The organism is Phycisphaerae bacterium, assembly GCA_017999985.1.
Taxonomy (GTDB): domain Bacteria; phylum Planctomycetota; class Phycisphaerae; order UBA1845; family Fen-1342; genus JAGNKU01.
Window position 1 is genome coordinate 316,749 of record JAGNKU010000001.1, and the last position, 23,509, is coordinate 340,257.

The following is a 23,509-nucleotide window of genomic DNA, read 5'->3' on the forward strand; positions in this document are numbered from 1 at the left end:
TGATCGAAAACCAACGGTGTCGCTTACCGGAGTCGCACGATGAAAATCAGCATCACCTACTGCTCGCAGTGAAACTACCTGCCCCGCGCCGCCGGTCTGGCGGCCGCCATCCAGCAAGCCCTTGGCATCGAGCCGCAGTTGATCGCGGGATCCGGCGGAATCTTTGACGTGAAGGTCGATGGCCGCCTCGTTTTCAGCAAGCATGAAACTGGACGTTTCCCGGACGACGCCGAAGTGCTCGCGGCCCTCGGCACCTGAGTCTATTCGTCCGCATTGCTGCCGTGCGCGAACGCCAGTCCGCTCGAGCCAACCTTGTACGCGGTACTCAAGGCCAACAGGATGAAAACGACATCCATGAAGCCGAAGAGCGCCCAGAACATCTCCCCCACGGCCTCCGCCGGGCCGTCGTCGGCGGCAATATCCTCACCGGCGGCGAGTTCGACGTCCGCGCGGTCCGGTGTCGGCTGCTCGGCTGCCGGTCCCTGGTCCCCGGCGGCCACCTGCGCGGCGGCTTCATCGTCGGCCCGGTAGCGCTCGATCGCGCGCTCCAGCTCGGCTTTCTTCATGGCCTCCACCCGCCGCTCGGCTGTCCGCCCGGCGCGCTCCCACTGCGCATCGGTGGCCTGCTCGGGGTCAACGCCCTGCTCCGTCAGCACCTCCGCTGCAACGTGGCGCATCACATACGCCTTCTTCAGTTCAGTGTTGCTGGTGTCCCCCGTGAGAATGGCAGCCAACACGACCACCGCGAGCAGTATCTTGGCGACGATGATCGCGAGCAGCGCCACCGTCGCCGCGACCACGCCCGGCAGCACACCACTCATGCGCGAGCCCAGCGCCATGCCAAACCCGGTGATCAGCCCGATGCCCCACGCAACGTAGCCCACTTCGTAGCCCGTCTTGTACGCGATGAAGCACCACAGCGCCGCCCCGATCGCGGCCCCCACCAGGCTCAGCACGCAGCCAAGCACGAACGTCCCCGCCCATTGGGCTGCCTTGCTTGCCACCGCGGCGGCGCCCGGGCCCAGCGCGGCCGCTTTCATGATGCGCCCCGTCTGGGCGTTGTACCCGCACGATGTACACAGCACGGCCCCGCCGACCAGCGTCGCGCCGCAATGTGGACACGGGCGCGGCATGCCGCCCCCCGCCGGCAGCCCCGCCGCCGGCCCGGTCGCGGCGGCCGCGTGCTCCTTCGCGGCCAGATCGTCCAGCCAGCCCGCGCTCTCATCCGTGGCGGGTGACGCCGTGGGCGCGCGGGCCGGCGCCGCCGCGGCGTGCGGCACGGTGAACTTCTGATGGCACTTCGGGCATTGGCCTGTGCGTCCCGCGGCCTGCGCCGCGACTTTCAGTTTCGCGCCGCACGCGCACCGCACGACGATTCGATCGACGCCCACATCCGCCATGACGCTCCTCCCGCATCACTGGCCGCTGATTCGTGTTTCACGCGCTACAACCCCTGGCAGCGGAACAAGAACGGATCCGCACCGCCATCATACCAGGCGGCATTCGCAGAAAAAAGTCGTTTTGTGTTTCACCGGGTGAAACATCCGGCACAGCGCCCGCGTCACATCACCAGCACGCCGGTGCCGTTGATCCGATCGGCCTTCAGGTCCTGCAACGCGCGGTTTGCGTCGTGGAGGTCATACCGCGTCACGTGCGGGCGAATGGGGATCTCGGCCGCTTCGGCCAGCAGCGCGCGGCCGTCCGCCCGCGTGTTCGCGGTGACCGAATGTACATTCCGCTCATAAAAGAGGTGCTTTTCGTAATCCAATTCGGGGATCGCCGACATGTGAATGCCAGCCAGCGCCAGCGTACCGCCCTTCTCCAGGTGCTCGAGCGCGGGCAGCACCAGCGCGCCGGCCGGGGCGAAGATGATCGCACTATCAACCCGCACGGGCATCTGGGTCGCATCGAGCCCGGCCCATTTCGCCCCGAGCGCTCGCGCCAGCTCCACGTGCCCCGCCGCCCGACTCACTACGTACACATCGCAGCCCCGCCGCCGCGCGATCTGCAGCACGACGTGTGCCGAGGAGCCAAACCCGTAGAGCGCCAGTGTCCCACCGGGCGGCACCTGGCTGCGCTCCAGTGCGCGGTACCCGATGATCCCGGCACACAGCAGCGGCGCCGCGTCAACGTCCGCAAACGCCGCCGGAATTTCGTACGCGAAGTCCTCCGGCACTACGGCGTACTCCGCGTATCCGCCGTCCGCGTGATAGCCCGTAAACGCCGACTGCTGACACAGGTTTTCGCGCCCCGCGCGGCAGAAGCGGCAACATCCGCACGTGCCGCGCAGCCACGCCACGCCGATCCGCTGGCCCACCCGCCACCGCGCGCAGCCGGGACCGAGCGCGTCCACCACGCCCACCACCTGGTGCCCGGGCACGATCGGCAGCGTGTGCCGCGGCAGATCGCCCTCGATCACGTGCAGGTCCGTCCGGCAAATCGCACAACAACGCACGCGCAGCCGGACTTCGCCGGCTCCCGGCGCCGGCACCGGTCGCTCGTCCGCCCGCAGCGGCGATGTCTCAATCGGACTGATTTCGTTTAGCACCATCGCCAGCATGACGTGCTCCGCGCAAACGGATTGCCGTGCCCCGCGCGCATAGAATACCATGCGCCGTGGCCGATCACACGGAGAACGGAGTCATGCCCAGGCACTCGCACGACCTACGCGGCGTTGGCCCGCAGATGCTCAGCGTGCTGGTCGTGGCCGGCACGTGGAGCGCATGCATCCGGTCGCCGGCGACGCCCACGGGCGCGCCCACCAGCGACCGCGAACAAACGGGAGCCGCCACCATGAAACTCATCATCGCCAGTACCGCCTTCGACGCCGGACAACGCATTCCCAAGCAATACACCGGCGAAGGACCGGATGTGTCGCCCGCGCTCACCTGGACCGGCGTGCCCCAGAACACCGCCGAACTCGCGCTGATCATGGATGACCCCGATGCGCCGACGCCGGAGCCATGGATCCACTGGGTGCTCGCCAAGATTCCGCCCACCGTGACCAGTCTGCGCGCGGGCATTCCGCGCGACGAGCAGCTCGACGACCCGGCGGGCGCGATTCAGGGTAAGAACTCGTGGAACACGGTCGGGTATCGCGGGCCGCTGCCGCCGCCCGGCCACGGCACGCACCACTACCATTTCAAGCTCTACGCGCTCGACCAGGCGTTGTCGCTTTCGCCCGGCCTGACGAAGAAGCAACTGCTCGACGCCATGCGCGGCCACATCGTGGCCGAGGGCGAGCTGATCGGCACGTACTCGCGCTAGTCGTCAACCGCCGGTCGAGGCCCTAAAGTACCCCGCATGATTTCCGTTGCCCTCACGATCGCCGGCTCCGACCCTTCCGGTGGCGCCGGCCTGCAGGCCGATCTCAAGACGTTTCATCAGCACGGCGTGTACGGCGAAAGCGTCGTCACGCTGCTGACCGTGCAGAACACGCGCGGCGTCAGCGAAGTGCAGACGCTCGAACCGCGCTTCGTGCTGGCGCAGCTCGACGCTGTCCTCAGCGACATTCCGCCCGTGGCCGCCAAGACCGGCGCGCTCGGCAGCGCCGCGCTGATCGAAGCCATCGGCGCCCGCGCCGCGGACTTCGGCTTTCCGCTCGTCGTTGATCCCGTGATGATCAGCAAGCACGGCGCGCCGCTGATGGAGCCCGAGGCCGCCGCCGTCCTCCGCCGCAAGCTGCTCCCGCACGCGCTGCTCGTGACGCCGAACATGCCCGAGGCCGCCGCCCTGGCGGAGATGGAAGTCGCCGACCTGCCGGCAATGGAGCGGGCCGCAGCGGCGATCGCCCTCTGCGGTGTCCCGAACGTGCTGGTCAAGGGCGGGCGACTGGAAGGGGTGACAGTGGACGTCTTATACGCAGAGGGTGACATCCACCGCTTCGCGGCGCCGCGCATCGACACATCGCACACGCACGGCACGGGCTGCGTATTCTCGGCGGCGATCACCGCCCGGCTGGCGCGCGGGGAGGACCTGCCGAGCGCGGTGCAGGCGGCGAAGGCGTTCGTGACGCACGCGATCCGCACCAGCCCAAAGCTCGGCGGCGGCCGCGGGCCGACGAATATGCTTGCGGAGGGAGCGGACGGAAGCCAGAAGGCCTGAGCCATGAGCCTTGAGCCATAGGCCATACGCCAAAGTTGCATGCAGGGCACCATGTGCCGGATTCGCAGCGCGGCACCGGACCACACCCATCTCCCTTCTAATCTCCACTTTTTACGCTCCACTCTCTCGACGCCCGGCCGGGCTTTAGCCGGCCAGTGTTTGCCACCGACTTCAGTCGGTGGGGTCAGTGGCACCCGCGACTCTCTCCCTTTATTCTTCAGGCGCATCAGCCGGGCTTCAGCGGGCTTTGCGCATGGAATGGCCCGCATGCCAACCCCCAAAAGCAAGCGCTGCCTCGGCTGCGGCTACATCCTCGATGGCCTACCTGAGCCGCGCTGCCCGGAGTGCGGGCGGTCCTTCGACCTCTCGGACGTTGCGACGTACTCGACTGTCGCGCCGCGTGCTGGACCGGGCTGGGCATGCTTTGTCGGGGCGCTGGTCGGCGTCACCCTCAACTGGACGCCGTTTCTTGGCACGATCGACCGCCGGGCGTTTCCTTTGCTAGGCCTGGCCGGGCTGGCGGTGCAGATTGCCGTTATTCTCACCTCCGTCGCCTTATTGCGAATCTGGACGCCAGCGCACGGGTCGCGTGCACCAGTAATCGCCGCGGCAGTCATGGCGACGCTAAGCCTCGTTGGCTGCTGCGGGATCACGACAGTGGCCATGCTCACATACCGATGGATTGACTGACGTCCAACGCAAGTAGCGCACAATCACGTCGCTGGCGTTCCGCGCGATTCGCGATCGCGGCCCCCAGCACCCGGCTTCAGCCAAGACCGGCTGCCATCCCCCCGGTTCGCCGGTTCCAGTCATCGGGGCCGACGCCACTCCAACTCCAGAGTTGCAGTCTGGCCCGCGACCAGATCCGCGTGTGACGCCGGGTACACGGTCTTGATTCTGGCCAGCGTGTACTGTCCGTTCTTGGACTTGACCCAAAACGCCAATCCCTCTTTGTCCTTGGTGAGCGGCAAGATTCCGCCCACGGATTCGCGATCTTCCGCGGGAGGCTTGAGCGTCATCAGCTCACTCCAGGACTTGTGACCGACCGGAAAGAGATAACCCGGACGATCATCATGACCGATGAGCGCACCTCGGGAGCAGTCGTTGCCGTCAAAATAATACACAAGGTCGACTGGGCCGGGATCTGCCAGCGGCGGCTTCAACTCGCCGGCTGCGAACGAGTAGAAGCCGAAGCATTTCTCCTCACGGGCCTGGCAGCGCAGCATCACGCGCTGGACGTCGGGCACCTCCGAACAGCCGACCCCCAGAAATACAGTGATGCCCGCAAGCGCCACGTACACATGCTTCATGGTCGTGCCCCTGGTGTTCGCCAGCCATCGTCGGCTTAGGATGTGCCAGGCATCGCCGCCCGACCAAACCCTCATACGAGACCCCGGCTGTGTGGTTCAACATGGCTCAGATGATTTTGCCTGGTCCCGCCACCGAGCCGCGACAACGCGGCCGTGCCACACTACTCGCGCTGCGCGGGCCCGGCACTGCCGCTTCGGGCTCTGACCGCCGTCGCGCTGACCGGCGGCCTGCCGCTATGGCGCCGAGGTCGGCTGCGTGTCGGCGGGCGGCGTGGCCCGCAGTTGTTGCACCTTGAGCAGCCCCCGCCGATTCGGATCGGACGCCGGATCGATCGCCAGTGCCTTCCGGAAAGTCTCCTCGGCCTCGTCGAGCCGCGCCTGCTTCACATACAAGACACCGAGGTCGTACAGCAGCTCGGGGCTTTGCGGTCGCAGCGCTACCGCGCGCTCCAAGCTCACACTCGCCGCCGACAGATCACCCAGTTGCGCCTGGATCACGCCCAGCCGGTGATGGACCTCCGGCTCCGATGGCAACGCCTGCGCCACCCGCAGGAACTCTTCCCGCGCCTCCGCCCAGCGCTGCATCTGCCCGAGCAGATCGGCGTACGCCATCCGCAGCCGCGCGTCGTCCGGCGCGAGCCACAGCGCCTTCTTAAACAACTCCAGCGCTTCCGCTGTCTGCCCAAGGCCCTGCTTCGCGTCGGCGAGCAGGCCCAGTAGCACGGGCTCCGCGGGGTGGCGCTGCAGTGCGCGGCTCAGCCGGCGTTCAGCTTCCGCCGGTTGCCGCTGCTGGAGCAGGAGCTTGCCGATGCGGCCGGGCAACGTGGCATCGTCGGGCAGCAGCGCCTCCGCAGCTTCGAACTCCACGCGGGCTTCGTCCAGCCGTTCCAGGCTCATCAGGAAATCGCCGAGCGTGACGTGCGCGGCCCCGTCGTGCGGCTTGGCTTTCAGGCCCAGCCGCCACATCTCGATGGCCTGCTCGTTCTGTCCCTGTTGCTGCAGCGCGCCGCCCGCGTTGAAGAACGCGCTCGACGGATCCTGCAGGTCGAAACCGATCCGCTGGTGAATCGGACCCGACGCGAAGCCGAGCACGAGCAGGACCGCGACTGCCAACGTCAGGTACGGCCGCCGCCGCCAGTCCGCCGCCTGCACCAGCGCCCACGCCGCCGCGACCACGATGACCGGCACGGCGGGAATCCGGAAGCGCGGCGAATACCAGAAGGCCGCCGTCACGATGAACGGCACGATGAACAGCAGCCACTCCGGGCCGTAGTGCATCGGTCGGCGCAACATGAGCAGCAGGCCGACCAGCGCCGCGCCCATGATCCAGGGCACGTGCACCGGCGCCAATCGCAGCCAGGGCGACAGCCCGTAGGTGATCTCGGAGTTCGGCTGGTAGATGTCGCCGTAGTTGCGACCGGCAAGGAAGTAGTACGCCTTGCGCGCCGCCAAGCCCACCGCATGCCACGGATCCGAGCGCCAGTACTCCAGTGTCTGCTCACGGAAGTAGCGGTCCACCGCAGCCCAGGTCGGGTCACGGCCGGTCGCCTCGCGGTACACGCGGGCGGCATCGGCGTGCATCTCGTCGCGGCGCGTGCTGATGCCCGGCAGCGGTGCGTACGTCCCATCGGCACCGGGGTGATTGCCCAGCCGCAGCGTGATCCCGCCCACCGCCTGCACCCAGAAGAGGTCGCGGCTGACCCACCAGTTGTGCAGTGTCGCAGGGGCGATGACAGCCACGCACGTTACTACGGCCAGCGCCGCGCGCCGCAGCCCGGCCAGGCGCTGCGGACTCTGCCAGATCAACCAGACGCCCGCGAGCGGCACCAGCAACGTGGCTGGCGCGTACGCGAGACACAGCAGTCCCAGGGCCGCGCCCGCGGCGACATGGCGTTGCCAGGTGGGCTTCGTCTGTACCGCCAGCAGCAACGCCCACGCGATCGTGACCAGTGCGAGTTGCAGCGAGCTCGCAAGCAGCCGCAGCGACAGCGACGCCGGGTCTTGCAGCAAAAGGAAAAACGCGGCCGCGAGCAAGCCCGCGCCGCTGCTGAACCGGCGACGGCCAATGCACGCCAGCAGGCAGGCGGTGCCGATGTCGGCGAGGATTTGCAGAATATACGCGGCGACCAGTGTGCCGCCGACCGCGCGCAACACTCCCAGCAGGTATGGATAAAGTGGCGCGGAGAAGAAGGGTTGCGTCTGCAGCCAGTGTCCGTTGGCTACGCGGGCCGCCCAGTCCCAGTAGACCGCTGCGTCGTTGAGCGGCGCGCCGGCCATCGGGTTATGCAGCATGTAGTCGGTGAGCATGATCCCCCGCGCGACGAGTGCCAGCACGCAAACGACAGTCAGGATCAGCCCGAAACGCCGGGCGGCCCAGGATGTCGGTGGCGCGGCACTGTCCGCCGGGCTGGGCGAGAGGCGCTGGCTGTCGTGCGCACGCATCGGCGGTTCTCGCTGACTGGCAAGCGCCGCGGGGCACGCAGACCCGTGGCGGCGCGCGGTCGCAGTCTAGCGGTCCGCCGGCGGAGCAGCAATCAACGTCGCGCCATGCGCGTCGGCGGGCGCGGCACCCGCGACGTCGGCGATCAGGCCTTTGCGCACATAGACCGGCCAGGCCAGCGCGCGCAGCGCCGGCAGTTGCAGGGCAGAGACGGCCGCCCCAACCATGCAGACGATGCCGCTAAGCAGCAGCGCAGGGGTGGTGCCGACCCAGTTCGCCAGCGCGCCGGCCAGCAGACTGCTCAGCGGCGCCATGCCCATGAAGGCCATCGTGTAGAAGCTCATCACGCGCCCGCGCATGTGGTCCTCGACGATCGTCTGCAACACCGTGTTGCTGGCCGCCAGTTGCAGCATCGCCGCAAACCCGATCACCACCATCAGCCCGAGCGCCAACCATTCCAGCCGCGCCCACGACAGCACCGCCAGCCCCGCCCCGAGCAGCAGCGTGGCGCGCGTGATCGTGTCACCGAGCCCGACCACGCTCTGCCGCCCGGCGAGATAGAACGCGCCGGCAACGGCCCCACCGCCGGCCGCGGCCATCAAGAACCCCAGCGTGTGGGGCCCGCCGTGCAGGACATCGGTCGCGAAGATCGGCATCAGCACGACGTAGGTCATGCCGACCAGGCTGACCAAGGCCAGCAGCAGCAGCACGCCGCGGATCGGCGCGAAACCGAACGCATAACGGAATCCCTGCGTCAGGTCGCGCAACACATGCGTCTGCGGCGGACGCGCGCGGCGGGCGGGCAACTGCATCGCCAGCAGCGCCGCCACGACGGCCACGTAGCTCAGCCCGTTCGCGAGGAAGCACACGCCCTCGCCGACCAGGCCGATGAGAATGCCGGCCAGCGACGGCCCGATCAGCCGGGCGGAATTCACCAGCAACGAGTTCAGGGCTATCGCATTCGGCACGTCTTCCACTTTTGGCACCATCTGCACGACGAAGGTCTGCCGCGCCGGGACATCGAAGCCGTTGATCGCCCCCAGGGCAATGCCCAGCGCGAAGACGTGCCAGACGGCTACCGTGTCGGTGAGCGTCAGGACCGCCAGGGCCAGCGCCTGGACCATCGCGAGCACCTGCGTCACGACCAGCACTTTTCGCAGGTTCCAGCGGTCGGACAACACGCCCGCCAGCGGCGCGAGCAGGAACGTCGGGACCTGGCTCGCGAATCCGACCGCCCCAAGCATCATCGCCGAACCGGTCAGGCGGTAGACCAGCCAGCTCAGCGCAATCCGCTGCATCCATGTGCCGATCAGCGAGATCCCCTGGCCGCCAAAGAACAGGCGGTAGTTGCGCGAGCGCAGCGCGCGCCAGAGCTGCGCCAGGTGCATTCGCCGCGAGCAATTCGGAATCGACGCCATCGACAGCTCTGCGAGCATACCCCGCCGGTCGCCGGCGGTACGGACGGCAAGACCACGATTTTAGTGCACCGGCGCGCAAAAGCCTGCCGGCCCCCGGGTGGGTCACAACGCCGGCCCCGGGGGCCGTCCGCCTGCAAGAAGGCAGACACGGGCAACCACGGTACGTTGGGATAAATGCGGGGGGGCGCGGACGCCAGCCGGCGACAATCAGGCGTTCATGTCGTGCCAGCGCTTAGCCATCTGGCCGAAGACCGCCAGCGCAATCGCCGCCACGACGCCAATCGCCGCAAACGGGATCCAGACATAAAACTGGGGCGAATAGGCGTTCCAGAGCAGCTCCGTCGCGGCGTGCGCGTCGAGGCCCGTGAGCACCTGCAACTTTGTGAAGGCCTCCGGCCGCGGAACGCCGACGCACTCGACCAGGCTCTCGATCTTCCCGTTCCACGGTGCCTGGAGCGCCTGCGGGAATCGGTCCGCGATGTAGCGCAGCGCCAGCGTCGCCTTTTCACCATAGCGGCCGTACACCTCGCCCGCGATCCACGAGCCGGCGAACACGCCGACGCCAACGGGGATGTTAACGTAACCGAGGTAGAGGCCCTTCTTGCCGGGCGGGGCGATGAGCCCGAGGTACTCGTTCTTTTTCGGGCCCGTCGTCATCTCGCCGAGCGAGAAGAACACGATGCCCAGGACGAGCATCCAGGGGCTCATGGTCAGGCCGGCCACCAGCACGCCCGCCGTGGCCAGGATCATGCCGCCACACATGGCCGTCAGCGTGCGCATGCGGCGCGTCAGCCAGGCCATCCCGACGACGCCGGCGATGATGAAGAGCGAGTTCAGGCTGAGCAGGACCTGCTGGGGGATTTGCGGGCCGCGCGGTGTCTCATCGGTGACGGCGGCGTAGAGCGGACCGGGGAGCCATTTCAGACCGTGGGCGAGCGGCGAGCTGTCGATCCAGTCGGAGATGAAGTTCGGTTGCAAGTCCCAGAGCTGGTACATCATCAGCCAGAAGCATGACATGATGATGAGCCAGGTAATCAGCCGCGGCTCCAGGATATTGACTACCGTGCGCCAGAGCACCGCGAGCGGCGAGCCGTGCTTCTCGGCCCCGCTCGGCACATCCTTGAACGTGAACAGCAGGATGAAATTGCACGACATGAAAACGGCGGAGAGCAGGAACAGATTGCGCCAGGCTTCCTTCGAGTGCTCGCCGGCCAGCGCAAAGACGACCGCTGGAATCCAGTGCCCGACGAACGCGCCGACGTTGACGACCCAGTAAAAGATCCCCCAGCCCACCGACGACCTGTCCTTGGTCAGGTTCTGGGCGAGTGAGCCCTGGATGCTCGGCTTGAAAAACGCGGTGCCGGTCGCCAGCACCATGATCGAAATGAACAGCGACCAGAAGTTGGAGCGGTCGAGCGCGGAGATTAGCTCCAGACCGTTGCCGTCCAGCTTCGCGGGCAGCCACACAATGTCGCGGAGCAGCGCCACGAGCACGTAGCCGACCGTCATCATCGAGATCGAGAAGGTCATCGTGGCCTTGTAGCCGTACCGGTCCGCGAACCCGCCGGTCGCCATCGGCAGAATGGACTGGAACACGGCCCACCACGCGTAGATGACGCCCTTGTTCTGGGCCGTCAGGTGCAGCCCGCCCGGGTCGTCGGCCTGCATGATGTAGATCGGCGCCATGACACGCAGCGTGTAGAACGCCAGGCGCTCAAACATCTCGATAGAATTAAGCATCCAGAACGCACGGCCAAAGCCGTGTGCCGGCGGCGCGGCGGTCTGGCCGGGGGCAGGCGGGTTGGTCGTCATGCGGGCTCCTTGCCGATTTCCAGGCGCCGCCCCGGCCGCGGCCCGGACTGGACGCGGCGGCATGGTAGCGTGCGAGCCGGGCTGTGGCGATCTGAGGGGTGGAAGTTGCGCCGCGGGTAGGACCGTCAGCCACCGGCACCCGTGAAGCGCACTGGTGTGCCCGCGCGCACCCGCCGGCCGAGCCGCTGCGCGTCCCAGTTCGTCAACCGGATGCAGCCGTGCGAGCTCGTCTTGCCGATCAGCTCGGGGTTCGGCGTGCCGTGGATGCCGTAGCCGGGTAACCCGAGGTCAATCCAACACCGGCCAACCGGGTTGCGCGGCCCGGGTGGAATCTAGAGTGGCTTACGCACGCCGTGATCTTGTAGGCGAATGTCGCAGGTACACTCTGCACGCCCAGGTCGGCGGGCCTGAATCACCGTGCGCAAAGGTGCAACACGGGATCCGAGCCCGAAGCGCAAGCGAGGGCCCCAGCGCGGCTGGGGCCACGGACGGAAGGCCCTCGCTTGCGCTTCGGGCTCTGTATCTGTCGCCGACTCGCGCACGGTCATTTAGAAGCTATCCCATGACCCCCTCCCTGGCAGGGCGGGGTGAGGGGAGGGTCGAAATCCCCGGCGCTTTACGGCGTGAGCTTGAACTGAGCGCGCAGCCACGTCGTGACTTCGTCCAGCGCCGCTTTGTCCAGCGTTTGTTCGATCGTGGCGTACTCGGCCACCTGCCCGGTGGTGGCCTCCTGGAACAGGTGGTTCAGCTTCGGCAGTTCCTTGACCGTCGCCGCCCCGTTGCCCGCTTTCTTCAAGGCCGCCTCCAGCTCCGGCAGGTTCGCAGCCGGGGGGACCTGCAGATCGAGCGACCCGATCAGTGCCAGCACGGGGCACGACACCTTTTCCAGCACCGGCCGCGGGTCGTGCTTCAGGAACCACACCATCCACGGCGCCTGCACCTGCGCGACAGCCGCATCGATCTGCGCTTTGAGCGTCTCGGCCGCGGGAGCGGACATGCCGTTCATTTCGAGTTGGATGCGCACCAGCGTCTCAGTCGCGGCCCGCACGTCGGCCTGGTCCGCGTCGCCGACGACCAGCTCCAGCAAATGACGCTGCGCCGCCGATTGGCGCTCCACGTCCGCGTCCTTCACGCCGGCCGCGCGCAGGATCGCCTCGAGCTGCAGGTTGAGCAGTTTCGCCCCCGGCAGCCCCGGCCCCGCCAGCAGCACGATGCAGGCCACGTCCTTCACGCGCGACGCCACGAGTGGCGCGATCAGCCCGCCCTCGCTGTGGCCGACCAGACCGATCCGCGCGCGGTCAATCTCCGGTTGCTTCTGCAGGAATTTCAGCCCGGCGATGACATCATTCGCAAAGTCCTTTGAGGTCGAGTCGGAGACGGAGCCCGACGAACCACCCACGCCGCGATCATCGACGCGCAACACGGCGATGCCATGCCGCGTCAGATGATCGGCCCAGACCAGGAAGGGCTTGTGTCCGAAGATCGTCTCGTCGCGGTCCTGTGTACCCGAGCCACTGATGAGAATGACGGCTGGGTGCGGCCCCGCCCCCTCCGGAATCGTCAGCGCGCCAGCGAGCTTCGTGTTGTCCATCGGGTTTTCGTAGGTCACCTCGCGAACGGCGTATGGGAACGGGGGCTTGGGCGTCTGCGGCCGCGCTGGACCAACGGCCTGCGCCCCGGCTTCGGTGGTGCGCTCCAGGTGCACCGGCATGGTGAGGCCCGACTGCTTCATGTCGCCCGTCGCCGTCTTGCCATCCGCCGACCGCTTCAACTCGAACACCGCGGCCCGGGCTGGCGGTGCGCCGGGTGGCGGCGGCAACGTGAATCGCAACGCGTCCGCCGTGATCTCGATCGCGGTCAGCGCCAGTCCGCGCGCGCCCTGTACGGGGATGTCGATCGTGCCGTGCCCCCCGGTGCCGCCGGCCTCGGGCACGAGCTTGACCGCGATGTCCAGGACCTGCCCCGGAGCTTCGATCGCGCCCTTCCACCATTCGGCTTCGGATGGCTGTCCGTCGGCGCGATGAGTGCTCCACAGCGCGACGGCTAACGCCCCGACGACCAGCAGCCCCGTGCGACCCGTCGTCAGCGTCCGCATGGTCCAGACCTCCAGCGCCCCCGGCGGCGTACATCGTAGCAGCACTCCCGGCCGCTCACCGCCCCCGCCCGACGAGAATCGACACCGGCGTGACGGCGGCGAATTTCCGGGACAGAATCCGGAACCGATTCGCCGCTGGCCCGGTCCAATGTGTGGATCGAGGTGCTTGTGACAACGCCCGGCACAGACGAGCAGCTTTTGGCGGACTTTCTTGGCGGCCGCCGCGCGGCCCTGGGCGAACTGGCCCGGCGCTATGAACGCCCGCTCTTGGGATTGGCGCTGGGACTGCTCGGCGGGCGGCGGGACCTGGCCTGCGACGCGGTCCAGGAAACCTGGCTGCGGGTGATCCGCTTCGGCCAACAGTTCTCCGGCCAAAGCCGCTTCAAGACGTGGCTCTACCGCATCGGCATCAACCAGTGCCGCAACTTGCAGTCGGCGACCGGACGCTCGGCCGCCGGCGACGGAGAGCCCGCGCTCGCCGGTAAGCCGGCACCCGACCCCGCGCCGGAGACGGTCGCCGCCCGCACGGATCAAAACGACGCGGTGCGGCACGCGGTTGCCCAGTTGGCGCCCGACCGGCGCGCGATCGTGCTGCTCTGTTATCACGGCGGCCTGACGCATGTGGAAGCCGCTGAAATCCTGGAATTGCCGCTGGGCACGCTCAAATCGCGCCTGCACGCCGCGCTCGAAGAGCTGCGCGGGATGCTGGGCGCAACGTGCCGCACGAGCGAAACGGAGGCTGGGCCATGAACGACGCTGCGGCCCTCAATCTTGAACAAGTTCTCGGCGAGTTGACGACGTGGAGCGGACCGGCGCCGGCACTCTGGCGCCGGGCGTTGGCCGCGGCCGGCGTGCCACGCGTCCGCCGGTGGCCGGCCTTCCTGCAGAGCCCGCTGACGAAGCGATTGGCGATCGGCGGGGTGGCCGCGGCGGTCTTGCTGACGATCGGCGTCGTGTCGCACGAGATGCTGGGCGCGCGGCGGAACCACTCCTGGGGTTATTTTGCGGCGCCGGCGGATGTCCCTAGGGCCGAACACTGGTTCGCCGGAGCCGAGGGGAGAGATGGATCGTTTGGCGTCAAATACGTCCAAGAGAATGTCGAGGGCGTCGGCGTGCAGGAAATGGCCGGACGCGCGATTCGCCGGGTCCAGGAGCGCGTGGGCGAAGTCCCCGGCAGCCCAGTCCGCGGCGGCGCCCGTGGGCGGTACTCACTGGGCGATGCCGTCGTCGAGCGGTACGCGGGCTACCCGGTCCAAGGCGTGTCGGAAACCGAGCCGACCGGTGAGCGACAGGTGGTCCGCAAGGCCACGATCGAGCTCGTCGCCACGGACGTTCGCACGGCGTTCTTCAAGGCTTCACACCTGGTCAGCGCCGCGCAGGGCGAATACGTCCAGGATTCCAGCCTCACCGGCACGGGCACGCAACTGCAGGGCACACTCACCTTGCGGGTCGCCGTCGCCCGGCTTTCGGACGTGCTCAACGAGTTGCGGACGCTGGGCGAGGTCCGCGTGGAGACCAACGGCGGCGAAGACGTGACGGCCCAGGTCGTCGACGTCGAGGCTCGCCTGCGCAACGAGCGGCGCGTCGAGCAGGAGCTGCTGGAGCTGCTCGACAAGCGCTCCGACGCCCCCTTGAAGGAGATCCTCGACCTGCGCACCTCGCTGGGCAACGTGCGCCAGAGTATCGAGCAACTGATCGCCCAGCGCGAGCAGCTCAGCCGGCTCGTCGCCCTCGCCACCGTCCTGGTGGTGATTCACCCAGCCGACGCCAAGCCGCTGCCGCCCGCGGGCCTGGCGGCGTATTTCCGCGACACGCTCCAGCGGGCCTGGCGCGGCGGCCTGACGTTCCTGGTGGACACGGTCGCGGGCCTGGTGGCCGTGGTGATCGGCGGGCTCATCTGGTGGGTTCTGCTGCTGGTGGTGGTGCTGAGCGTGCGCATCTATGTGCGCCGCCGGCGGGCCACCGCGGCCTGATCACGTCATGCGGTTGGAGCCTGTCGCCTGTCCGAACCCGGCACGAGCCGACTCACGACGATATTCACCAGCAGTGCCGCGACAAACGCGAGCGGCAGGTTGTAGACTTCGACGCCGGTCGCCGCGGGATTGTAGGTGAGCTGCCACACCAGCGCGACGACGAAGCCGGTGAGCATACCGGCCAGGCACCCGGCGTAGGACGCCCGCCGCCAGAGCAGAATCAGGATGGTCTGCGGGCCGAACGCGGCCCCGAGCAGCGCCCAGCCATACGTCAGCACATACTTGTAGATCTGCACCTGCTGGTCGTACACCAGCCACACGGCCAATAGCCCCAGGACCGCGACAACAATCCGATTCAGCCAGGGGTGCGCACCGGCCTGGTTCCTCGTGAACAGCCGTGCGTAAACGTCGTTGGCGGCCGAGCTGGCGGCGACGACGAGCTGGCTGTCCGCCGTGGAGCAGATCGCCGCCAGCACCGCCGCCAGCACCATGCCGGAGAGCACGCCGGGCAGCAGGTTGAGCGCCGCCACGACGAGGCTCAGTTCGCCGTCAAAGAGTTGCGCGGTCCACGCGTCGTGTTCCTCGGACATGGCGCGTGCGAACAGGCCGACCGTCACCGCGCCCCAGTAGACCAGCAAGCCCCACATGAATGAGACGATGCCGGCGACGCGCGCTTCGCGCCGGTTGCGCAGCGCCATGAACCGCACCAGCACGTGCGGCTGGCCGGGATAGCCGAAGTTGATGCCCAGCGCGCCGGCGCCGAGCAGGAATCCGATGAACGCGGGCCCGGCCAGGTCCGGCAGAAACCGCAGCAAGTCGCCGGCCTGCCCCTCGGGCGGCGTCACCGGCGCGAGCAGGTTCGTCACGAAGCCGTAGCCGCCGTGCGCCATCAGCAGGTACACGGGAAACAGCACGAGCGTGCCGACCATGAGCAGCGCCTGGAGAAAATCCGTCCAGCACACCGCGCGGAATCCGCCGCTGACGGTGTAGATGAGCACAATGGCGGCCCCGATCCACACGCCCTGCTGATAGGTGATATTGAACGTCTCCGCGGTGAACGTCGCGGCAAAGGCCTTGCCCGCCGCTGCGAATTGCGCCGCGACGTAGAGCACCATCGCCACCAGGATCACCACCACCGACAGGACGCGCAATAGCGGCCAGCGTTCGCGGAAATGAAAGGCAAAGAAGTCCGGCAAGGTCAGCGCGTTCAACGCCCGCGAGTGATCGCTCATCCGCCCCGCGAGGACGAACCAGTTGAACAGGTAGCCGAGCAGGCAGCCCGGAATGATCCAGTAGGCCTGCACGCCATTCGTGTACGCCCAGCCCACCAGCCCGAGCGTGACCCACCCCGACTCGCTGGAAGCCGACGCCGAGAGCGCGGCGACCCACGCCCCCAGCGAGCGCCCGGCCAGAAAGAAATCCTCGTTGCTGCGCCGGGCGTACCGCGCGGAATACAACCCCAGCAGGACGATGGCCAGCGTATACGCCGCGAACGAAAGGACAACAACCCACATCCCGTGCTCCCGCGCAGCCGGACCCGAATGCCAGCCCACATGTGTCGGGGGCAATTATCGCGGCCGCCCGCGCAGCCGGCAACTTTGCGCCGCCAGACCGCACGGCGCGGCAGGGGGTGTGTCATGTGTGTGCGGGCGAAACTCGGAGAATCAGCGCATGTGCTCGACGACTGCCTGCCCAAATTCCGAGCACTTCAGCAGCTTGGCCCCCTTCATCAGCCGCTCGAAATCGTACGTCACGGTCTTCGCGGCGATGGCGCCTTCCATGCCCTTGATGATCAGGTCCGCCGCCTCCGTCCAACCCATGTAGCGCAGCATCATCTCGCCGGACAGGATCACCGAGCCGGGGTTCACCTTGTCCTGGTTCGCATACTTGGGGGCCGTGCCGTGCGTCGCCTCGAAGATGGCGTGGCCTGTGTCGTAGTTGATGTTGCCGCCGGGGGCGATGCCAATGCCGCCGACACACGCCGCCAGCGCGTCCGAAATGTAGTCGCCGTTGAGGTTCATCGTGGCGATCACGTCGTACTCAGCCGGACGCGTCAGGATCTGCTGGAGGAACGCGTCGGCGATGACGTCCTTGATGATGATGTTATGGGCAACCGTCCCCGCCGGGCTCGCCGTGCCGGCCGTGATCACCTGCCACGGCCCGCCTTCGAACTCCACCGCACCGAACTCGCGTTGCGCCAGCGCGTAGCCCCAGTCGCGAAACGCCCCCTCCGTGAACTTCATGATGTTGCCCTTGTGCACCAGCGTGACGCTCTGGCGCCCGTTCTCGATCGCGTAGCGAATCGCCGCCCGCACCAGCCGGTCCGCACCCTGCTGACTCGACGGCTTGATTCCAAAACCCGCCGACTCGGGGAAACGCACCTTCTTGAACCGGTCGGGAAACGCCTCGGCCAGAAGCTGCTTGAACCGGTCGCAGTCCGGCGTGCCCTGCTGGAACTCGATGCCCGCGTAAATGTCCTCGGCGTTCTCACGGAAGATGACCATGTCCGTCAGCTCGGGCTGCTTCACCGGGCTCGGTACGCCGCGGAAATACCGCACCGGACGCAGACACACGTACAGGTCGAGCTGCTGCCGCAGGGCGACGTTCAGCGAGCGAATGCCCCCGCCGACGGGCGTGGTCAACGGCCCCTTGATCCCGACGAGAAACTCGCGAAACGCCTGGAGTGTCTCTTCCGGCAACCAGTCCTTGAACCGTTCGAAAGCGGTTTCGCCAGCGAAGACTTCCATCCAGGAGATCCGACGGCGATCACCGTAGGCCTTCGCAACGGCGGCGTCGAACACCATCTCGGACGCACGCCAGATGTCGGGGCCGGTGCCATCGCCGCGGATGAACGGCACGACGGGCCGATCGGGGACGCGCAGTTGCCCGCGCTGGACGGTGATTCTCTCGCCGGGGGGGACCTGCGTGGTCTTGTACGACATCGGGGACGCTCCTCTGGAGACGAAGTCGCGTTGCTGGTCGCCTATGTCCTCAATGATAGCCTTTCGCCGACAGCACAGCCGACTCCGGAACCGATAAGGGAGCTGGAGCATCGGCCGATTCCAGTCTGCTGGCGGTATCCGTAAGCGATAACGCTCGTTCCGAGCCGGCTTCCGCCCGCGGGTCGGTTTTGACACCCCGCCACTAGGCTTATATCCTCCTTGGTGGTGGAACGGATTTTGCTAGACACGGGCTTCGCGAATGCCCCGCAGTCGGTTAAGCTCATGCGGGCCGAGGCTTACGATGACCGCCGTTGAGTGGCGGCGGTGCCCTGACGGAAGACGGTAGCAGGCTGTGTCGCAGATCCTGTCACAAATCCCGCGCCAAGTCATGCAACTGCAGCAACGTCTCACGCCGCAGTTGATTCAGGCGATGGATATTCTCCAGCTTAACACGCTCGCGCTGGAGTCGCGCATCTCGCAGGAGCTGGACGGGAATCCGGCACTTGAAGTTATGCCGGGTGACGATGAACTTACGGTCGCCCCCGAACCGGCGTCGGCGGCCGACGAGGGGACCGACGGGGAACAGGCGCTAGTCGTCAACGAAGGGGGCGCCGCGGACTTCGAGCGGCTCGACAACCTGGTCCGCGAGTACGACTGGATCGATGACGACGGGGAGTACCACGGGACACGCTCGCGGGCGCGGACGCTCGAAGACGCGGACAACAAGCTCGACGCGATGGCCAACACGGCCGCGCGGCCGATCAGCCTGCAGGAACACATCCTGCAGCAATGGCACCTGGTGGAGGTGGACGAGCGGACCCGTTTGCTCGGCGCCCGGATCATCGATCACATCGACGACACGGGGCGCGTCACGACGCCCCTCGAGCAGATTGCCCGCGAGGCCGACCCGCCCGCAACGGTGGCGGAGATGAACGCGGCGCTGACCGCCCTGCAACAACTCGACCCGCCCGGTATCGCGGCGCGCTCGTTGCAGGAATGCCTGCTGCTGCAACTGGCGGCCCTGCCGGGGAACAACGAGCTCGAGCAGCGCATCGTCCGCGAGCACCTGGATGATTTGCAGAAAAATCGGCTGCCGGTGATGGCACGCGCGCTGGGCGTTGACCTCGACGAGGTGAAGGCCGCCATTCAGGTCATCAGCACGCTGTCGCTGCACCCGGGCACGGACGTGGTGGAGCGGCACCAGCCCCCGATCGTGCCGGACGTCATCGTCGAGTACAGCGAAAGGGACGACCAGTACGAGGTGCGGCTGGCGCGGGGCAACACGCGCGAGCTGCGCATTTCGCCGGAGTTCCGCGAGCTGCTGGAGCGGGCCCGCGGCGACCGCAACACGCGCGAGTTCATCCGGCAGAAGATCGAAGCGGCCAGCGCGATCATCGACGCGGTGCGCTACCGGCGCGAGCGCCTGCTGGACGTGGCCCGCGCGGTCGTGGAGGCGCAGCGCGAGTTTCTCGATCACGGCGAGCAGCACCTGAAGGTACTGCGGATGAGCGATCTGGCGGTGCGTTTCAACTGCGACCCGTCCACGATCAGCCGCACCGTCGACGAGAAGTACATGCAAACGCCGCGCGGCATCTATCCATTGCGGTACTTCTTCACCGGCGGCGCCGAGACGGAAAACGGCGACGCCCTGGGGTGGGCCAGCATCAAGGCAAAGGTGCAGGAAATCGTCGCCAGCGAGGACAAGCGCAACCCGCTGAGCGATGACGAGATCGTCACGCGCTTGAAAAACGAGGGCGTCGAGATCAAACGTCGCACCGTGGCGAAGTACCGCGCCCAGCTCGCGATTCCGCCCGCCCGCCAGCGGCGGCAGTACTAAAGCTGCGGGCAATCATCATTCCGGCACGGGGGCTGGCCGATCGAAGTAGCGCTGCTCCGCCAAGCGCGTTTCCGCTTCGCGCATGTCCATGAAGGACCAGTGCAGCGCCGCGACCGCCAGGTGCACGCCGACCAGCGTTCCCAGCAACAACGCCGCGCGCGGCCCCGGACGCCGCCAGTGGGCCACCTGCAGCGCGGCGCCCAGCACCAAGAGCGGCACGAACGGAATCCACAGACGCGGCGTCTCGATGTTCGTGAACCCCGCGGTCGCGAGTAACACCGCCACCGTGAGCCAAAACAGGTATCGGCCGAATCGCGCCCCCGTGTCCGCGGAGCGCGGCGCACCATCCGACGGCATAGCCCACCACAGCATGGCACACCACGACGCCGGCCCGACAAACAGCATGAAGAGCGGCACGCCCAGCAATTGCCAGACAAGCGGCATGGCCTGCGGACCGCGCGTGACCTCGCGCTGCGCCTGCGACACGGCCAGTACCGTGGCCGGCAGATTCAGATCGCAGATGGCATAGAGAACCAGCGTGGTGAGCAGCGCTGCGCCGCCCGCCGGCAACACGCCGTACAGCAGCGCGCGGCGCAGCGCCCCCGCTTCTGCACGGGCCGCCAGCAACGTGGCCAGCAACACGGTCCCCGCAATCCAAATGGGGACAAGACTCGCCAGGCACGCCAGCACGAACGCGCACCCCGCCAGACCGGCCGCCCAAGCGTGTGTGCGCCGGATCGCGAAGAGCCACAGCAGCAGCGGCAACGCCACCATCAGCAGCTGGGCCGGATCCTTGCCGGGCGTCAGCAACAGCGTCGCCGGCGTGAAGACGCTGACCAGGCTGAATGCCGTCGCACCCGCCGGCGGCAGGTACAGCCGACCGACCCCGTACAGCACGGGGACGGCCAGAACCCAGAGCAGCGTGCAGCCCCAGAACAGAAGCAGGCCAACGGCGGACGACCGGCGAAAGGCCTGGTATTCCGCGGTCGGCGGCAACGTCTGGGCCTTCGTGCCGAGCACCACGTCACGCAGCCCGGGATAGCGCTGCGTCAGCCGTTCCATCCCGACCGCCAGCAGCGTCGTGCCCGGCGGATTGCTGACCACGCGCGTGCCGCGCATCTCCGCCGGCGGCGTATGTGCCCGCGCAGGAAAATCGCGGAGGTACGCGCGCACATCGTCCATGCGCACGGCTTCACGCACAAACGCCCCATCCTGCGACGGCGAATGCGCGTTGAAGACATGCTGATTGAAGTAATGTGGTGGCGCGCAATACGACCAGATGCCCAGGGCTGCCGCGGTCACGGCAATCACAACCAACCCGATATACCGCCGCCCGGCCGTCGCGCCACCGGTCAACCACGTCCCGACGCCCAGCAACAAGGCGAGCGCCAGCGCAACCGGCACCGCCATCAAGCGCCACATGCTCACCGGCGAGTACAGATAGACGAAGCGCCCGGGACAACCCAGCGGCACTTCGGCCACGTGCAGCGCAACCGCAATCGCGAGCGGCACCATGCTGCCGACGGCGAGCAGGCGCCAGGCGCGCGCGGTGACGGCCGGCTGCGGTTCCACGCATGCCACGTCACGCGGCATGGTTGGGTCCGTCCGCACTGAGCGCGCGAATCTCCCGCATGATCAGGTCGGCAACGAGCTGGGGCGCGTCCGGATCGCGCTCGCGCCCGCGAAACGCGGTGAGATCCACGGGTCTGCCGTAGCGAATGCGCACGTTATGCCAGCGGAAGAGCGCGCGAAACGGGTGATAGTCATAGTGCGTGCCGGAGATGTGACACGGAATGACCGTCGCCCCGGTGCGCAGCGCCAGCAGGCCCACGCCGGACTTGGCCTCCGGCTCCGGCTCGTCCGGACCAACATAGGTGCCCTGCGGGAAGATGCCCAGGCAGCCGCCCTCCTTGAGCAGGCGCAGGCAGCCGGTCAGGAACGACTTGCCCGGGTTTTCGCGATCGACCGGAATGCAGCGCGCCAGCCGCATGAACGCGCCGAACAACGGCGCCTGGTAGTACTTCTGCTCGACGAGGAAGCTGACCACGCGGTGTGTGCACGTACCCAGGATCACGAGCGGGTCGATGCCCGCCGTGTGGTTCGCCGCCAGTATCACCGGCCCATCGCGCGGCACCGTGCACGGACCAACGCGGCGGGTGCGGCACCAGAAGGCGGTATGGAAGCGGATCACGCGCCAGATCAGCCAGACGCGCGCCGGGAACGGATCACCACGCCGATAGGCGCGCCAGGCAAAGACGGCCGCGACCAGCAGCCCCGCCGCCGTCGCACCCAGCAGCCAGGGGATGTACCGATCGAGGTGCGCGATGTGCGGCAGGCCCAGCAGCCCCGCGGTCGCAACAATCGCGGCCATCGTGCACATGTCGGATACCCCGAACACGCGGCCACGGCGCGCGTCAGGCACAAACCGTTGAATGACAACCATCGCGGTGACCAGGATGCCCGCGCCATGCACGCCGACCATGAACAGGCACAGGCCGCTGAACAGGCGCCCCAACTTGAACAGCAGCGCCGCATCGAGCGCCAGCACCCAAATGCCGCCCCCGAGCAACGCCACCAGGACCGCCAGCGGCACCGGCAGGGCGCGGCCGATGAGCGTCAGAATCGCCGCCCCGCCCGCCAGCCCGGCCGCGATCAGTCCGCGATACATGCCGGCGTCCGAATACTGCCCGCCGAATATGTCGCGCACGATGGCCGGCACGACCGAAATGATGATGCCGGCCCCGGCCCAGAATACCGTCGCCAGCAGGATGATCTGCAGCACGCGGCGGTGCTGGCGCACGTACCGGAAACCCTGTGCCACCGGCGTCCACACGCCCGCCGGGATCGCGTGTGGCACGGCCCGCGAGCGCGACATCGCGATGCCCACCAGCAGCAGCGCGCTGGCGATGAACGTGAGCGCGTCGAGATAGTAGTTCCAGTGCAGATGCAGGTGCCCGGCCGTGCTCAGGTCGACCAGGTGGCCGCCGATGACGGCGCTCAGGATCGCACCGATCGTGCCCAGCGCGCTGATCATCGCGTTCGCGCGGACAAGCTGGTCGTCGCGGATCAGCGTCGGCACCATCGCCTGGCGGGCCGGCGAGAAGAACGCGGCAAACGCGCCGGCCAGCGCCAACGGCAGCGTGATCGCAAAGTCGCCCAGCCCCAGCCCCAACAGGTATGGCAGCGTGAAAGGCAACGTGCCCATGATCACGGCGCGAACGAGGTCCGCCGCGATCATCGTCCACTTGCGGCTGAAACGGTCCGCCCACCACCCGGCCAGCGGGCCGAACACGACGAAGGGCGCGAAAAAGCAAAACGTCATCAGCGCCTGCACGCGCGTGATGTCATCGCGTTCGAATCCGCCGGACTCGGACAGCAGCGCCATCTCGCTCAGATGGTCGCCGAGCGCGCTGATCCCGTACGCCGCCCACAACAGGACGAAGTTGGGGTTCTGGACCAGCCAGTCCGGCAAACGCCGCTCGGGTCGCGACGGGGTCGACATAGGCACTCGCGTCGGGCAGGAGTCAGTGCACAGCGCCGGGAAAAACTGTATGCAGTCCCGGCGCGGACGTAAAGCG

The 23,509-nt window shown here is 67.6% G+C and carries 18 protein-coding genes and 1 pseudogene; 7 read left to right on the top strand and 12 right to left on the bottom strand.

Annotation, left to right across the window (positions count from 1 at the left end; all coding sequences use genetic code 11):
• The first annotated feature begins 78 nt into the window (after positions 1-78).
• Positions 79-258, top strand: coding sequence for an Rdx family protein (locus tag KA383_01220; protein MBP7744722.1), 180 nt, complete (start codon positions 79-81; stop codon positions 256-258).
• 2 nt (positions 259-260) lie between these two features.
• Here KA383_01220 and KA383_01225 read toward each other — a convergent pair whose 3' ends face one another.
• Together KA383_01225 and KA383_01230 are read right to left on the bottom strand one after the other, a co-directional pair.
• Positions 261-1,400 (bottom strand): hypothetical protein, encoded by a 1,140-nt coding sequence (locus KA383_01225; protein MBP7744723.1) that lies wholly within the window; start codon positions 1,398-1,400, stop codon positions 261-263.
• Between the two features lie 161 nt (positions 1,401-1,561).
• A complete protein-coding gene (locus tag KA383_01230; protein ID MBP7744724.1) occupies positions 1,562-2,560 on the bottom strand; it encodes a zinc-dependent alcohol dehydrogenase family protein in 999 nt (332 codons plus the stop codon).
• A gap of 233 nt (positions 2,561-2,793) precedes the next feature.
• Here KA383_01230 and KA383_01235 point away from each other — a divergent pair, with 233 nt between their 5' ends.
• The 3 genes from KA383_01235 (at position 2,794) to KA383_01245 (ending at position 4,794) form a co-directional block, all read left to right on the top strand.
• Complete coding sequence (locus KA383_01235; protein MBP7744725.1) at positions 2,794-3,267, top strand: YbhB/YbcL family Raf kinase inhibitor-like protein; 474 nt, start codon at positions 2,794-2,796, stop codon at positions 3,265-3,267.
• Positions 3,268-3,303: 36 nt separating this feature from the next.
• A complete protein-coding gene (gene thiD, locus KA383_01240; GenBank protein ID MBP7744726.1) occupies positions 3,304-4,104 on the top strand; it encodes a bifunctional hydroxymethylpyrimidine kinase/phosphomethylpyrimidine kinase in 801 nt (266 codons plus the stop codon).
• A gap of 267 nt (positions 4,105-4,371) precedes the next feature.
• Positions 4,372-4,794 carry a hypothetical protein gene (locus KA383_01245; protein ID MBP7744727.1) on the top strand — a complete coding sequence of 141 codons (423 nt, stop codon included), beginning with the start codon at positions 4,372-4,374 and terminating at the stop codon, positions 4,792-4,794.
• A 119-nt stretch (positions 4,795-4,913) separates the two neighbouring features.
• Here KA383_01245 and KA383_01250 read toward each other — a convergent pair whose 3' ends face one another.
• The 6 genes and pseudogenes from KA383_01250 to KA383_01275 form a co-directional block, all read right to left on the bottom strand.
• Positions 4,914-5,414 (bottom strand): hypothetical protein, encoded by a 501-nt coding sequence (locus tag KA383_01250; GenBank protein ID MBP7744728.1) that lies wholly within the window; start codon positions 5,412-5,414, stop codon positions 4,914-4,916.
• Positions 5,415-5,648: 234 nt separating this feature from the next.
• Entirely contained in the window at positions 5,649-7,856 is a 2,208-nt protein-coding gene (locus KA383_01255) for a tetratricopeptide repeat protein (protein MBP7744729.1), read from the bottom strand.
• A gap of 66 nt (positions 7,857-7,922) precedes the next feature.
• The gene (locus KA383_01260; protein MBP7744730.1) at positions 7,923-9,242 is read right to left on the bottom strand and encodes an MFS transporter; all 1,320 of its coding nucleotides are present in this window, start codon (positions 9,240-9,242) and stop codon (positions 7,923-7,925) included.
• A 237-nt stretch (positions 9,243-9,479) separates the two neighbouring features.
• The gene (locus KA383_01265; GenBank protein ID MBP7744731.1) at positions 9,480-11,084 is read right to left on the bottom strand and encodes an MFS transporter; all 1,605 of its coding nucleotides are present in this window, start codon (positions 11,082-11,084) and stop codon (positions 9,480-9,482) included.
• A gap of 125 nt (positions 11,085-11,209) precedes the next feature.
• Positions 11,210-11,632: pseudogene (locus tag KA383_01270) on the bottom strand (L,D-transpeptidase).
• Between the two features lie 68 nt (positions 11,633-11,700).
• Entirely contained in the window at positions 11,701-13,224 is a 1,524-nt protein-coding gene (locus tag KA383_01275; protein MBP7744732.1) for an alpha/beta fold hydrolase, read from the bottom strand.
• 123 nt (positions 13,225-13,347) lie between these two features.
• Here KA383_01275 and KA383_01280 point away from each other — a divergent pair, with 123 nt between their 5' ends.
• Together KA383_01280 and KA383_01285 are read left to right on the top strand one after the other, a co-directional pair.
• Positions 13,348-13,929 (top strand): RNA polymerase sigma factor, encoded by a 582-nt coding sequence (locus tag KA383_01280; GenBank protein ID MBP7744733.1) that lies wholly within the window; start codon positions 13,348-13,350, stop codon positions 13,927-13,929.
• Positions 13,926-15,152 carry a DUF4349 domain-containing protein gene (locus tag KA383_01285; protein MBP7744734.1) on the top strand — a complete coding sequence of 409 codons (1,227 nt, stop codon included), beginning with the start codon at positions 13,926-13,928 and terminating at the stop codon, positions 15,150-15,152. The genes KA383_01280 and KA383_01285 overlap by 4 nt, the downstream gene beginning before the upstream one ends.
• A 5-nt stretch (positions 15,153-15,157) precedes the next feature.
• On the opposite strand, the gene KA383_01290 is transcribed toward KA383_01285, so the two are convergent.
• Both KA383_01290 and icd read right to left on the bottom strand, forming a co-directional pair.
• The gene (locus KA383_01290) at positions 15,158-16,666 is read right to left on the bottom strand and encodes a sodium/proline symporter (protein ID MBP7744735.1); all 1,509 of its coding nucleotides are present in this window, start codon (positions 16,664-16,666) and stop codon (positions 15,158-15,160) included.
• Positions 16,667-16,816: 150 nt separating this feature from the next.
• Positions 16,817-18,094, bottom strand: a complete 1,278-nt coding sequence (icd, locus tag KA383_01295) for an NADP-dependent isocitrate dehydrogenase (GenBank protein MBP7744736.1) — start codon at positions 18,092-18,094, stop codon at positions 16,817-16,819.
• Positions 18,095-18,446: 352 nt separating this feature from the next.
• On the opposite strand from icd, the gene rpoN reads away from it, so the two are divergent.
• Entirely contained in the window at positions 18,447-19,931 is a 1,485-nt protein-coding gene (gene rpoN, locus KA383_01300) for an RNA polymerase factor sigma-54 (GenBank protein MBP7744737.1), read from the top strand.
• Between the two features lie 15 nt (positions 19,932-19,946).
• On the opposite strand, the gene KA383_01305 is transcribed toward rpoN, so the two are convergent.
• Both KA383_01305 and KA383_01310 read right to left on the bottom strand, forming a co-directional pair.
• Positions 19,947-21,524 (bottom strand): hypothetical protein, encoded by a 1,578-nt coding sequence (locus tag KA383_01305; protein ID MBP7744738.1) that lies wholly within the window; start codon positions 21,522-21,524, stop codon positions 19,947-19,949.
• Positions 21,514-23,433, bottom strand: a complete 1,920-nt coding sequence (locus KA383_01310; GenBank protein MBP7744739.1) for an MFS transporter — start codon at positions 23,431-23,433, stop codon at positions 21,514-21,516. Before KA383_01310 ends, KA383_01305 begins: the two co-directional genes overlap by 11 nt.
• Positions 23,434-23,509: the final 76 nt, after the last annotated feature.

Bases quoted from the DNA above. Each gene is read 5' to 3' on its own strand.
- KA383_01225 (MBP7744723.1), bottom strand. From the start codon at position 1,400: ATGGCGGATGTGGGCGTCGATCGAATCGTCGTGCGGTGCGCGTGCGGC.
- KA383_01230 (MBP7744724.1), bottom strand. From the start codon at position 2,560: ATGCTGGCGATGGTGCTAAACGAAATCAGTCCGATTGAGACATCGCCG.
- KA383_01235 (MBP7744725.1), top strand. From the start codon at position 2,794: ATGAAACTCATCATCGCCAGTACCGCCTTCGACGCCGGACAACGCATT.
- thiD (MBP7744726.1), top strand. From the start codon at position 3,304: ATGATTTCCGTTGCCCTCACGATCGCCGGCTCCGACCCTTCCGGTGGC.
- KA383_01245 (MBP7744727.1), top strand. From the start codon at position 4,372: ATGCCAACCCCCAAAAGCAAGCGCTGCCTCGGCTGCGGCTACATCCTC.
- KA383_01250 (MBP7744728.1), bottom strand. From the start codon at position 5,414: ATGAAGCATGTGTACGTGGCGCTTGCGGGCATCACTGTATTTCTGGGG.
- KA383_01255 (MBP7744729.1), bottom strand. From the start codon at position 7,856: ATGCGTGCGCACGACAGCCAGCGCCTCTCGCCCAGCCCGGCGGACAGT.
- KA383_01260 (MBP7744730.1), bottom strand. From the start codon at position 9,242: ATGCACCTGGCGCAGCTCTGGCGCGCGCTGCGCTCGCGCAACTACCGC.
- KA383_01265 (MBP7744731.1), bottom strand. From the start codon at position 11,084: ATGACGACCAACCCGCCTGCCCCCGGCCAGACCGCCGCGCCGCCGGCA.
- KA383_01285 (MBP7744734.1), top strand. From the start codon at position 13,926: ATGAACGACGCTGCGGCCCTCAATCTTGAACAAGTTCTCGGCGAGTTG.
- KA383_01290 (MBP7744735.1), bottom strand. From the start codon at position 16,666: ATGTGGGTTGTTGTCCTTTCGTTCGCGGCGTATACGCTGGCCATCGTC.
- icd (MBP7744736.1), bottom strand. From the start codon at position 18,094: ATGTCGTACAAGACCACGCAGGTCCCCCCCGGCGAGAGAATCACCGTC.
- KA383_01305 (MBP7744738.1), bottom strand. From the start codon at position 21,524: ATGCCGCGTGACGTGGCATGCGTGGAACCGCAGCCGGCCGTCACCGCG.
- KA383_01310 (MBP7744739.1), bottom strand. From the start codon at position 23,433: ATGTCGACCCCGTCGCGACCCGAGCGGCGTTTGCCGGACTGGCTGGTC.